Annotated in this window: 9 protein-coding genes and 2 pseudogenes; 6 read left to right on the top strand and 5 right to left on the bottom strand. The window is 71.8% G+C overall.

The features are described 5' to 3' along the window. Positions 1 to 10: 10 nt before the first annotated feature. Positions 11 to 601 carry a DUF4865 family protein gene (locus AB0G15_RS20910; protein WP_362842080.1) on the bottom strand — a complete coding sequence of 197 codons (591 nt, stop codon included), beginning with the start codon at positions 599 to 601 and terminating at the stop codon, positions 11 to 13. 189 nt (positions 602 to 790) lie between these two features. Then, on the bottom strand, positions 791 to 1,162 hold the full coding sequence (locus AB0G15_RS20905) for a VOC family protein (protein WP_362842077.1): 372 nt from the start codon (positions 1,160 to 1,162) through the stop codon (positions 791 to 793). A gap of 301 nt (positions 1,163 to 1,463) precedes the next feature. Between AB0G15_RS20905 and AB0G15_RS20900 the strand changes: the two genes are divergently transcribed. After that, positions 1,464 to 3,152, top strand: coding sequence for an FAD-dependent monooxygenase (locus AB0G15_RS20900; protein ID WP_362842075.1), 1,689 nt, complete (start codon positions 1,464 to 1,466; stop codon positions 3,150 to 3,152). A gap of 285 nt (positions 3,153 to 3,437) precedes the next feature. Here the strand turns inward: AB0G15_RS20900 and AB0G15_RS20895 are convergent. Beyond that, positions 3,438 to 4,367 (bottom strand): annotated as a pseudogene (locus tag AB0G15_RS20895) (glycoside hydrolase family 5 protein); the annotation flags it as partial. 324 nt (positions 4,368 to 4,691) lie between these two features. Next, positions 4,692 to 5,057: pseudogene (locus AB0G15_RS20890) on the bottom strand (cellulose binding domain-containing protein); the annotation flags it as partial. 220 nt (positions 5,058 to 5,277) lie between these two features. Here AB0G15_RS20890 and AB0G15_RS20885 point away from each other — a divergent pair. Further along, on the top strand, positions 5,278 to 6,279 hold the full coding sequence (locus tag AB0G15_RS20885; protein ID WP_362842072.1) for a carbohydrate-binding protein: 1,002 nt from the start codon (positions 5,278 to 5,280) through the stop codon (positions 6,277 to 6,279). 87 nt (positions 6,280 to 6,366) lie between these two features. On the opposite strand, the gene AB0G15_RS20880 is transcribed toward AB0G15_RS20885, so the two are convergent. Then, entirely contained in the window at positions 6,367 to 7,593 is a 1,227-nt protein-coding gene (locus AB0G15_RS20880) for a hypothetical protein (protein ID WP_362842069.1), read from the bottom strand. A 225-nt stretch (positions 7,594 to 7,818) separates the two neighbouring features. Between AB0G15_RS20880 and AB0G15_RS20875 the strand changes: the two genes are divergently transcribed. The 4 genes from AB0G15_RS20875 to AB0G15_RS20860 all read left to right on the top strand — a co-directional run bounded on the left by AB0G15_RS20875 (position 7,819) and on the right by AB0G15_RS20860 (position 12,204). Beyond that, the gene (locus AB0G15_RS20875; RefSeq protein WP_362842066.1) at positions 7,819 to 8,991 is read left to right on the top strand and encodes a UDP-N-acetylglucosamine--N-acetylmuramyl-(pentapeptide) pyrophosphoryl-undecaprenol N-acetylglucosamine transferase; all 1,173 of its coding nucleotides are present in this window, start codon (positions 7,819 to 7,821) and stop codon (positions 8,989 to 8,991) included. A 741-nt stretch (positions 8,992 to 9,732) separates the two neighbouring features. Beyond that, the gene (locus AB0G15_RS20870) at positions 9,733 to 10,626 is read left to right on the top strand and encodes a hypothetical protein (protein WP_362842063.1); all 894 of its coding nucleotides are present in this window, start codon (positions 9,733 to 9,735) and stop codon (positions 10,624 to 10,626) included. A gap of 328 nt (positions 10,627 to 10,954) precedes the next feature. Next, entirely contained in the window at positions 10,955 to 11,782 is an 828-nt protein-coding gene (locus tag AB0G15_RS20865) for a methyltransferase domain-containing protein (protein WP_362842060.1), read from the top strand. 62 nt (positions 11,783 to 11,844) lie between these two features. After that, a complete protein-coding gene (locus tag AB0G15_RS20860) occupies positions 11,845 to 12,204 on the top strand; it encodes an RHS repeat-associated core domain-containing protein (protein WP_362842329.1) in 360 nt (119 codons plus the stop codon). Positions 12,205 to 12,307 lie beyond the last annotated feature (103 nt).

Here is a 12,307-nt window from a genome sequence, read left to right as displayed (position 1 = left end):
GACGTCCCGGTCACCAGTGGCGGCCCGTCGCGATGTCGTCCAGATGCGGTGCCGACAGGTGCAGCACCCGGTAGGCGGTCCCGTCCCCCTCCCCGGGAACCTCGTGCTCCCAAAGCGTGAAGCGCACCAGCTCCCAGTGCCGGGGGTCGACGGCGAGGGCCGCGGAGTGCACGCCCGCCGTGGCGGCGTGCCGGCGCAGGCCGGCCAGGGCCCGCTCGACCACGGCCGCGGGGTCGGTGTCGGCGGGGATCGGGTCGGTGCGGAGCGAGGCCGCGCGGGGGACCGCCGCCGCCGACGGCCCCCGCTCGTAGCCGGCGCCGGTCCAGTGCCGGACCACCGGCCTGCCGAAGTCGCGCACGATGTTCTGGAAGCCGCCCCCGCCCCACAGGAAGGAGTTCATCCCGGCCGGCGAGCTCCACAGGTAGAACGGCGCGTACCGGTTGACCGCGGAGCCGTCCACGCCCCGCTCCCTGATCAGGTACGCCTTGAGGCCCAGCCCGGCGTAGCCGTCGAGCGCGTGGCCCCTGGTCGCCACCCGCTCACGGATGATCCCCATGTCGTAGTCGGCGGGCAGCCCGATCTCGTACTGCATGGCGTGCATGGAAGGAGACCTCCTGGTGGTGGCGCGGGACGGGCGTGGAAGCCGGACGGCCCACGGGTGGCCCGGCTTCGCCGGGGCGGTGAGGGCGAACCGGTGGGCCGGCTCCGAGGAGTCCCGCGGGGCCGGCTCCGGCGTCGTTCCCAGCCGCAGGGCCGTCCGCCTGTCGTCACATGCTCTCGGCTTCGGGACTCAGCCGTGGCCGAGGTCGATGACGCAGAAGAGGTTTCCCTCGGGATCGGCGAGGACCACGAAGTCGGGGTCGTCCGGGTAGAGATCCCAGGCGACCCGTTCGGCGCCCAGTGACACCAGCCGCTCGACCTCGGCCTTCTGCTCCGCGGCGTCGGGGACGAACAGGTCGAGGTGCATCCGGGGGTGCTCCTGGACCGGCGTCCGCGTCAGGCCGAGCGCCAGCGGGACGCCGTCCCCCCGCACGGGCTCGATCACGGTCCAGTCGTCCCGGGCCTGCCCCTCGCGGGGCGCGTAGTCCAGTGCCCGCGTCCAGAATCCGACGGCGCGCCCCATGTCGGTGACGCCCAGCACCACCTGCCCGATCCTCACCATGTCCCAATCCTGGCAGGAACCCCCATTCTCGGGGAAATCCGATGTCCCGGTGTCACGGCCGCGCCCGGACGTCCTCCTCACGGGATTCCCGGCCTCGCGTCAACTGTGGTTGACGTGAGCGTTCTGTCAACTTATATTGACGGCAGCGGGAGATGCGCGGGTCCGGAGCAGGCCTCGTCGCCTGGTCGCGTACGGGCTCCGCGCCCGTTTCCGGCCGTCCCGGCTCCCGGCGGGCGACGTGTTACCGCGCCCGTTTCCCCATTCGACCAAGCGCGACCAAGCGCGACCAAGGAGGTGCCCGATGTCCGTCGACGTCGTGATCGCCGGTGGCGGCCCGAACGGGCTGATGCTGGCCTGCGAACTGAGCCTGGCCGGTGTCCGCCCGGTGCTGCTGGAGCGGCTGCCGGAACCGGGTGACGAGCCCAGGGCCAACGGCCTGGTCGGGGAGGTGGTCAGGCTTCTCGACGGCCGGGGCCTGTACCGGCGCCTCACCGGCGCCTCGGAACCCCCTGCGCCGGTGCCGTACTTCATGTTCGGCGGCATGCTCCTGGATCTGAGCGCGCTGGATCCCGGCCCGCTGCACACCCTTCCGGTCCCGCAGCGTCGCCTGGAACAACTGCTGCAGGAGCGGGCGATCGAACTCGGGGTGGAGATCCGGCGCGGCCATGAGCTGGTCGACATGTCACAGGACGAGGAGGGCGTCACCGTCGAGGTCCACGCCCCCGACGGCGACTACGAGCTGCGCGCCCGCTACCTGGTCGGCTGCGACGGCGCCCACAGCCTCGTACGCAAGAAGGCGGGCATCGGCTTTCCCGGCGTCACCACCGAGGACGTCGTGTCCCGCAGTGCCCACGCCGCCCTGCCGGCCTCCCTGCTCGACCCCGCGACCGGCGAGCTGCTGCTGGCCGGGGAGCGCTGGAGGCCGTTCATGATCCATCGCACCGCGCACGGCGTGTTCGCCCTCGCGTCGTTCGAGCCCGGCGTACACCTCGTCACCACCATGGAGTGGGGGCGGGAGCAGGTCGACGAGCGGGTGCCGATGACCCTGGAGGAGCTGCGCGACAGCGTGCGCAGGGTGCTCGGGGCCGACCTGCCGATGAGCCCGCCCGGGGGGCGGGGTCCCCACGTGCTCCGCCGCCTCACCGGCGGCAACACCCGCCTGGCCGACCGCTACCGCGCCGGACGCGTGCTGGTGGCAGGGGACGCCGCGCACGTCCACTCGGCGGCCGGTGGTCCCGGGCTCAACCTCGGCCTGCAGGATGTCGTGAACCTCGGCTGGAAACTCGCCGCCGAGGTCCGCGGCTGGGCGCCGCCGGGACTGCTCGACACCTACCACGACGAGCGGTACCCCGCCGGCGAGCGGGTCGTCATGCACACCCAGGCGCAGTCCGCCCTGCTCGCACCCGGGGGAGAGGTCACCGCGCTGCGCACGCTCTTCGCCGAGCTGCTCTGCCACGACGAGAACCGGCGGCGCGTCGCCGAGCTCATCGCCGGCTCCGACATCCGCTACGACATGGCCGGCATCGGGACGACCCCCGGCCCGGCCGGCGGGGACGTTCACCCTGACGCGGGCCGCCCTGACACGGGCCGCCCTGACACGGGCGGCCCCGGCCCGGCCGGCAGCGGTGTTCGCCCTGGCGCGGCCGGTGCCGGTCCGGCGCCGCACGCCCTTCTCGGGGGCCTGGCGCCGGAGCTGTCCCTCACCACGGACGCGGGCACCACGCGGCTCGCCGACCTGACCCACGGCGCCCGCCCGCTCCTGCTCGACCTCGGCGGCGGGGACGTGCTGGCCGGGACGGCGGCGGGCTGGAAGGACCGGGTGGACCTCGTCACCGCCGTCACCGCCGTTCCCGACCGGCGGGTCCCCGCCGGGCTCCTGGTCCGCCCCGACGGCTACGTCGCCTGGACGGCCCCGGACGAGGGGACGGGCGTCCCTGCGGACCACGGTCTCCGCGAGGCGCTGTCCACCTGGTTCGGCGCCCCCGCGTGAGCCGCCGGCTCCGGCGCCTCGCCGTGTCCTTCAGGATCGGCGCCCCCGCGTGACCCTCCGGGCTCGGCCGTGATCCTCGCCGGGGCGTTCCCCGGCTGGGCCGGTCCACAGCGGTAACGGGGGCCGGTCCGCCGGGGGAGCGGGCCGGTTCGCCGGAGGAGGGAGGCCGGCCCCCGAGCCGGCCTCCCTCGCTGGTCCCTCCAGTTCTTCCGGTCCTTCCGGGTCCTTTCCCGGTCTTCCCGGTTGCCGGTTCTCTCCGGCTTTCCTGCTTGCGGTCAGAACCGGTCAGAAGTCGTCGGCGGTGCGGATCCGGTCACGGATCCAGACGCCGGCCTCCTTCAGCGACGTGGTACCGGTCCAGGGGCCGCCGGCGTCGCACGTGCCGGTCTTGAAGACCGCGCCGGAGCGGTGGTCGTCGGAGAAGTTCCAGTTCACCCAGCTGATCTTCTTGCTCGCCATCAGGTCGAGGTAGCGCTGGGACATGGCGAAGTCGTTGGCGTCCTCCCCGGCGTAGTTCTGCGTGCCGAACTCGGTGACGAACATCGGGATGCGGTCGGCCGCGCGGGACAGCGCGTTGAGGTACTCGGTGCCGTGCGAGGCCGCGTAGAAGTGGAAGGTGTACATGATGTTCGAGGCGTTGACCGGGTTGCCCGTCACCTCGGTCTCCGTGGCGCCGTCCGACACCCCGAGCGAGGACCAGGCGCGGGTGCCGACCAGGACGATCCCGTCGGGGTCCTGCGCCCGGATCACCGGGATGATCTGCTCGGCGTAGCCCTTGATGGTGCTCCAGCTCACGCCGTTCGGCTCGTTGGCGACCTCGTAGAGGATGTTCGGCCTGGCGGCGTGCCGCTGGGCGATCTCGGTGAAGAAGGTCCTGGCCCGGGAGAGGTTGTAGTTGGGGTCGCCGGGGGTGAGCATGTGCCAGTCCACGATGACGTACATGCCCAGCGCGCTGACCTGCTCGATGAGCGTGTGCGCGAGGTCGGTGAACGCCCGCGGGTTCGTCTCGTAGCCGCCCTCCTGGACGTACGTGGACAGGCGCACCACGTCGGCCTTCCAGTCGGTCGCCAGCGCGTTCAGCGAGCCGGTCGTGACGCACTGCCGGTACCACTGCAGGCCGTGGGTGCTCATGCCGCGCAGCTGGATCTGCTTGCCGTTCTTGTTGCACAGCTTGGTGCCGCAGACCCGCAGCTGCCCGTTGGCCGCGACCGGCGTGCCGCCGCCGCCACCCGCCTGGGTCGTCGCCGTGACGGACGCGCTCCTGGCCGACTCGTTGTTCGCGGCGTCGCGGGCGGTGACGGTGTAGGTGTGGGTCGTCGAGGCGGCCAGCCCCGAGACCGTGGCGCTCGTGCCGGTCACGGTGGCGACCACGGAGGAGCCCTCGTAGACCCGGTAGTCCTTGACCGTGCCGCTGTTGTCGGTCGAGGCGTTCCAGGCCAGGCTGATGGAGGAGGACGTCGTGCCGGTGCTGCGCGGGGAGGACGGCACGCTCGGCGGCGTGGTGTCGCCGGGGTTCTGCCCGCCGCCGCAGGGGGCGCCGTTGAGCGTGCAGTTGACCGGCGAGCCCGAGCCGGAGGCGGTGAAGCCGAAGGTGGTGCTCGCCCCGGGCGCCAGGGTGCCGTTGTACTCCCGGTTCCTGAAGGTGTACCGGCTGCCGCTGCTGGTCATCAGGGAGTCCCAGTACGTACCGAGGCTCGTGCCCGACGGGAGGTCGAAGGAGACCGTCCAGCCGTTCAGCGTGGCGGTCCCGGTGTTCTTGACCGTGTACTGGCCGCTGTAGCCGCTGCCCCAATCCTGCGCCTTGGTGAACGTCGCGGTGTCCGCGTGGGCGGCGGACGGGACGAGCAGGGTGAACAGTAACGTCAGCAGCCCGGTCAGCACCAGGGCTGGGGTGGTGCGCCGCATCATCGCTCCTTGCGTGGGGGGTGGTGGACACGTCATGGCGCTTTATTAGGAAACTTTCCTAACGTGACACGTGACGTTAGGTGGCGTGGGCCTGTCACGCAAGACCCAGATCTCCTTGCCCGCTTAAGAAAATTTAATCGTTAGGAAGCTTTCCTAACGGTTTTCGCCGGGGCAGGATGGCGTTCACCCCCCGATACGCCGCGACTCAGAGGTGGCCGCCATGAAACGTTCACGCACGGCTCTGCTGGTCCTCGCGACCCTGCTGCTACCGACCTCCGCCCTGCCCGCCTCCGCGGCCGGAACCGCCGCCTGGCAGCTCCGCTGGGCGCCGGACGCCGCCCAGACGGGCCTGTCCGCCTTCGAGACCATCGAGGACGACCGGGCCGGCTCCCACCCGTCCGCCGCCCCGCACATCAAGGTCTCGGGCGGCGCCTTCCGCTTCGACATGCACACGGCCGACCGCGACACCGCCACGGACCGGCAGCGCCACGAGGTCACCGGGATGCGCAACGGCGGGTCGTACCTGCAGTGGCGGCTCGGCGAGACCTGGCGGGTCACCTACTCGATGTACATCCCGAGCACGCTGAAGGCCACCACCACCTTCACCCACATCATGCAGACCAAGCAGCCCGGCAACGGGACCTCCCCCATCACCGTGACCTCGCTGCGCAGGGTCGGCGGCAAGCAGACCATCGAGCACAAGATCTTCGCCGAGGATGTCCTGGTGGGCCGGACCGACCTCGAACCGTTGCAGGACAAGTGGGTCGACGTCGAGTACGAGATCAAGATCGGGAACGGCACCGCCGGGTCGGTGCGCTGGGTCCTGCGCAGCGGCGGGACCACGGTGATCGACGCCGTGAAGACCGGCGTCGACACCTTCCTGGCCGACCGCGTCCGCCCCAAGTGGGGCATCTACCGCTCCCTCGGCGACACCTCGGGTTCGCTGCAGAACACCTATCTGCTCCTGCGCGACATGCGCGGCTACCAGCTGGAGGGCGGGACCACCCCGCCCACCCCCACCCCGACGCCCACCCCCACCCGGACGCCGACGCCGACCCCCACGCCCACCCAGACGGGCGCCACGTCCTGGAGGGCCGGCACCGCCTACGCCGTCGGCGCCCAGGTCACCCACTCCGGCGTGAGCTACCGGTGCCTGCAGGCGCACACCGCCCAGGTCGGCTGGGAGCCGTCCACCACCCCCGCCCTCTGGCAGCGCCTCTGAGCCGTGCGCGCCGAGGTCGGGCCCGTACACCCGCGCCCGTACGCGCCGAGGTCGTACGTCCGGGCCCGTACGCCCGCGCCCGGACGGTCAGCCGGCCGGGCCCGGGCCCTGCCCGATGATCCGGTCCGCGAACCTGGCGACGAGCTGCGCGCGTACGTGCGCCGGAAGGGCGCAGCCGTGCGCGACGAGCGTGTCGAGCGCGGGCAGCTCGAGGAGGACGGCCCAGTCCTGGACGTCGTCGCAGTAGGAGACGTCGAGGTGGCGGAGGTCCTTCAGCGTCTGGAGCGGGGCCAGCGACCGCACGGGCGTGTTCCTGATCGACAGGTGCTCCAGGGTACGCAGGCCCTCGATGCCGTCCAGGCCGGTCAGCGGCGTGTGCTCCAGATCCAGCCGGGTCAGCGAGGTGAGGGCCGAGATGTCCTCCGGGACGCGGTGCAGGCGGCTGCCGGACAGGTCGAGCTCCTCCACCCCGGAGGGCGCGGCCAGGGCCGAGAGCAGGAGCGCCGGGGGCGGGAGTATCACCGGCCGGGGCTGGGCGAGCACCGGTGACCGTCCCATGGCGGCCTCCTGCAGGACGCGCCACCTGTCCACCGGCGCGCCCTGCCCGCCGAGACGGACGTAGCCCGACGGCAGCCACGGCGCCACCCGCTCGGCCACGATGTCGTCGCGGTCCCCGGCGCCGACGACCCCGGCCAGCAGCCGGCCGTAGTGCTCGTACGCGTGCTCGGCGGGCACGAACAGGTCCGCCACGATGTCCCCGCCCACGACGAGGACGCCGTCGTTGCCCGAACAGAAGATCACCCCCGCGGCGACGCTGCCGAGCACGAGATGGTCCGCCGCGCTGTGGATCGCGCGGGCCCGCAGGTCACCGGTGACCGCGAGGTAGCTCTCCGAGGCGTCGCCGTCGTCGAGAAGCCCCTCCACCACCAGCCCGCCGATCACGATCAGCGGCGCCTTCACGTCGAGCCAGCCGGGAACGTACGTGTCGCCGAACCAGATCGTGGCGCGGTGCACGATCCACCCCGACTCCGTCCGCTCCGCACCGTCGGGAAAGACCGAGGGCGTCTCGCCGGGAAACGCCAGCGACCACGCCTGCGCGAACAGCAGACCGTAGACGGGAGGCATGATGTGGTGCGGCCACTCGCCGGCCTGGGCCGGCCGCCGCAGCCAGGATCCGATCGGGTGCAACTCCTCCGCGATGTCGCCGAAATAGTCCAGCGCCGCCGCGCCGGCCCCGGCCTGCCGCCGGAGCGCCGTCAACGCGTCATCGAGACGCTCCGACGCCCCGGAGAAATGCTCATCGGTCAGATCCATGTCACATACCGTACTCATCACCACGAAATCCGAGAGCCGTTCGGATGACGCTCCCGGATGGCGGGCGTGTCGGAAAACCACCGGGTGCGACCACGCGGCGACGAAGGGCAAAGTGGATCTTCACTGGGACGTCGGGTACCGTGCCCGAGGCCCCTGGGCACTTCGGCCCGGCCCGCGAACGCGGGCCGGGCGCGGACCACGGTGACATTGGAAGGATGGACACATATGGAGGCCGGAAATCGCCGGACCCTGCGGTTGCTCGTCACCGGAGGCGGGACCGGTGGTCACACCTACCCCGCGCTGACCACCGTCGCGGCCCTGCGCGACCACGCCGCCGCGCGAGGGCTCGACCTGGACGTGCTCTGGGTCGGTACGGCGGCCGGCCTGGAGGCCCGCGTCGCGGCGGAGCACGGCATCCCGTTCCGCGCCATCACGGCGGGAAAGCTCAGGCGCTCGCCCAACCCGCGAGAGCTGGCCACCAACCTCGCGGACCTGTTCCGGATCCCGGTCGGCGTGTTCCAGGCCTTCGGCATCGCCGCCCGCTACCGGCCCGACGTGGTGCTGTCGACCGGCGGGTACGTGTGCGTGCCGCTGGGCGTCGCCTCCCGGTTGCTGGGCCGGCCGCTGGTGATGCACGAGCAGATCACCTCGCTCGGGCTGGCCAACCGCATCCTGTCGCGCTTCGCCCGGCGCATCGCGCTGACCCACCCCTCCTCGATCGAGCACCTGCCCGCGGGGGTGCGCGACCGGGCCGTCATCACCGGCAACCCGGTGCGTCCCCACCTGCTGCGCGGCAACGTCGACGCGGGACGTCGCCACTTCGGGCTCTCGTCCGACCTGCCCCTGGTCTACGTGACCGGCGGCGCGCAGGGGAGCCGCCAGATCAACACCATGGTCGAGGCGATCCTGCCCGCGCTGCTCTCCCGCGCCCAGGTGATCCACCAGTGCGGTCCCGGCTGGATCGCCCAGTTCACCCGTATCGCCGCCGGGCTCCCCGTGGCGGTGCGCGACCGCTACCGCCCGGTGCCGTACGTCGGTGCCGAGCTGGCCGACGTGTTCGCCGCCGCCGACGTCGTGGTCTCCCGCAGCGGGGCGGGCACGGTCGCCGAGCTGACCGCGGTGGGCAAGCCGTCCGTCCTCATCCCCCTGGTGCCCTCCGCCGCCGACGAGCAGCGCCAGAACGCCCGCTACCTCGCCGAGGCGGGCGCCGCCCGCGCGCTCCTGGAGGACGGCCCCACCGCCGACCACCTCCTGGCCGAGCTCGACGCCCTCCTGCGGGACCCGCACGCCCGCGCCGCCATGGCCGGTGCCGCCGGCGCCCTGGGCCGCGTCGACGCCGCCGACAGCCTGGCCCTGGTGCTCCTGGAGGCGGCAGGGGCGAACGGCAAGGCCGGCTGAGCCCGGTGCCGGGTGTCCGGCGCGCGGGAGGCCGATCGGGCGGGAGCGTGACCTTCCCGGCGGGGCCTTCCTCGCCTCTCCGGTCGTCCGCGGACGTCCTCGCCACCCGGATCGGCGGGAAGGTCGCCTCCGGCCGCCCGCCACCTGACCCGGGGACCCGCGGTCCCGTTTTCCGGACGTCCCATTGACTTTCCGGGCGTCCCGTTGAAAGGGAAAGTCAGGCACCCAAACGCCGGTCGGGTAACGGCCGGCCACGGCGGGGGGATGCACATGAGGAGACCATGTCCCTCGCGTCCTCAGGAGCCTGCCGACCATGAGCGAGCCGTACGGCACCAGGGCGGCGGCTCTCCTGTGCCGGGCGGCCCTGACGGTCACCGGCCTGCTCGTGCTCGCCGGTTGCGGCGGCGGTGCCGAGCCGCCGGTGATCACCGTGACGGTGACGGAGAGCCCGGACGCTCCGGGCTCCTCGGAGACGGGGGAGACTCTCGCGCCGATGAGCCCTGCGAACACGCCGGAGCCGGAACCGCCGCGGGAGCGGCCCACCACCGATCCGATCGCCCCGCCGGGAAGACCGTGCCCGGCCGGTGGCGGGGATCCCGTCGAGGGCCCCTGTCCGAGCATCGGCGGCAGGAGGCCGGCGCCCAGTCTCACCGCTCCACAACCGACACACGAACCGCCCGTGTCGTCGCCTTCTCCCGACCCGATTTTCTCCCCGGGCCCGCCCTCTCCCCTGCAGACGGGGTGAGCGTGCCGCAGGCCGGCCAGGAGAACCCCGACCAGTCCAGGCCGCTCGACGTGATAGGGCTGATCGCCCTTCTGCTGACCGTCAGCGGCGCGGTGCTCATCTACATGGGATGGGCCTACCTGGACGGCTATCTGGGGTCGTTCCAGCTGAAGGCGACGGACATGGGCTTCGGGGTGGACGAGTACGCCCTGCGGGGCCTGAACATCTTCTCCCCGGCCTTCCTGCCCTTCATGGTCGGCGGTACGGCCGTTCTCCTGGCGGGTACGACGTACCGGTCGTCGCTGACCGCCGCGCTTCCGCAACGGGCCCGCGCGGCGGGCGCGGCGCTGGCCGCGAGGAGGCGGGTCCGGATCGCGGCGGACCCGAGATTCGGCGGAGCCGTCGTGACGGCCTGCGGGGCCGCTCTGGCGTTCGCCGCGCTGGCCGGATGGCAGGTCGACACCTTCGTCGTGCTGGCCCTGAGCATCGTCGGCCCGCTGCTGCTCACCTGGCCGACGCGCCGGCTCGCGGTCGGCCGCACGGCGTTCGCCGCCGCCGTGGTGACCTCGGTCCTCTGCCTGTTGTGGGCGGCGTCCCTGCACGCGTACCGCAAGGGAGAGGCGACGGCGGAGCAGCTCGTGGCCTCCCTGCCGCACCACACCTCGGTCGCCATCTACAGCGGGAAGACGCTCGCGCTCAACGCTCCGGGAGTCACCCGCGTCACGCTGGCGGACAAGACCTACCCGTTCCGCTACGAGGGACTGCGCCTGCTGATGACGCGCGGGGATCGTTACTACCTGATCCCTTTGATCACGGTGGCGGACTGGAGGAAGGGGAACGGGCGCACGTTCGTGATCGTCGAGCGTGAGGACCGGCGGGTGGAGCTGCTGCCGGGCACGCGAACCGGATGAGGCACCCCGCGGGAGCCCTCCCGGTGGCCGTGCGGGGGCGGTGTCTCATGGACGAAGGTTTACCTGACAGGCGGTGCAGGCCCGGCACCTGCCGGGGGGCGGCCTGAGTAATCTGGCGACCGCACGAAGTGAAGTGCGGTGACGCCGAGAACTCCGAGAACGCCGAGAATGCCGCACCGCGAGCGTTCGTCCCGGGATTTCCAGGAGATGCCGCGGGTGGATGAGCGTGCGGTCTCGCACGGCCGCATGCTCCCTGGCAGGCGCGTCCTTCATGGGGCCGTCCCGCCACGGGGTTTCACGCGGACCGCCGCTGAGAGGCAGGTTGGTTATGGCCCGTAAGGAAAAGCTCTCGCCCGAGGCGATCGGCGAGATGTACAACCAGCTCACCGATTCCTGCGCCGACGCGTTCGGCGGCAACCTCCACGTCGGCTACTGGACGGACGACTACGACGAGGCGCCCGTCGCCCAGGCGACGGACCACCTCACCGACCTGGTGGCCGAGCGCCTGGAGGTCGTTCCCGGGGAGCGTGTCCTGGACGTCGGCTCCGGCACCGGCAGGCCCGCCGCGCGCATCGCCACCGCGCGCGACGTCCACGTCACCGGGGTCACCCTGAGCGAGTACCAGGTGCGGCTGGCCGAGGCCCGCCCCGAGGCGGGCCGGGGCCAGGGGTACGCCGACTTCCAGCTCGCCGACGCGATGTGGCTCCCCTTCGACGACGCCTCCTTCGACGCCGCGTACGCCATCGAGTCGCTCGTCCACATGGAGAACCCCGCGGCGGTCCTCGGCGAGATCGCCCGGGTGCTGCGCCCCGGCGGGCGGTTCGTGGTGGGGGAGTGGTACCTGCTCGGTCCGCTCGCCGACGACGACGCCGCGGACCTGGAGCACTTCTCCCGCAATTTCAACGTCCACTTCCTGCCCACCGTGGACGAGTTCTACGAGGAGATGGACCGCGCCGGGTTGAAGATCGAGATATTTCACGACATATGGCCAAACATCAGCCGGTCCTTCCAGCTCGTGGGCGACATCCTCCCGGCCTCCGCCATCCAGTTGGGCGGCGAGATCGGCGAGCAGCTCGCCGTCTGCGCGGAGATGTACCGGCGCTTCGGGGAGATCCCGCAGATCAGCTACGCCCTGTTCACCGCGGTCCGCCGCTGAGAACTCGTGACCCTCAGGGACCGGAGCCAGAGCCGTTTGATTGACAGACCCTTACCTGGCCGCTGTCCGGCACCCATAGCAGCACCCAGCTGGCCATCAACGACGCTACGGGCGCCATCAACCGTGAACGGTATCTGCCCTTCGGCCAGCGCCGCGGCGAAGACGATCTGCCCTTCACCGATCGTGGCTTCCTCGGCAAGAGCGAAGCCGCTGCCACTAGCCTGAACTACCTCGATGCCCGCTATTACGACCCCACCATCGCCAAATTCATCTCCACTGATCCCCTGCTGGATCCCCGTAAATTCGAATTCGGGATAAGGGGATCGGGAACGGTTGCTTCAATGGTCGCGTCCAAGGCCTATATTGCCGGAATGTTCAGGGGAGGTCGCGGAGGGCTGAACAGCCGAAGCGTTGGGTGGTAGGAGAATCGCCGCCCGGGTCGTGCGGCCGACACCGGCAGGCCGCCGGGACGGGTTCGCCGGCGGCGGGCCTTTCGGGTGTCGTCGGCGGGCGGGTGCCGTCAGT

Origin of the sequence: Streptosporangium sp. NPDC023825 (genome assembly GCF_040639575.1) — a bacterium.
Classification (GTDB): domain Bacteria; phylum Actinomycetota; class Actinomycetes; order Streptosporangiales; family Streptosporangiaceae; genus Streptosporangium.
This window is presented reverse-complemented; position numbering and strand designations above follow the sequence as displayed.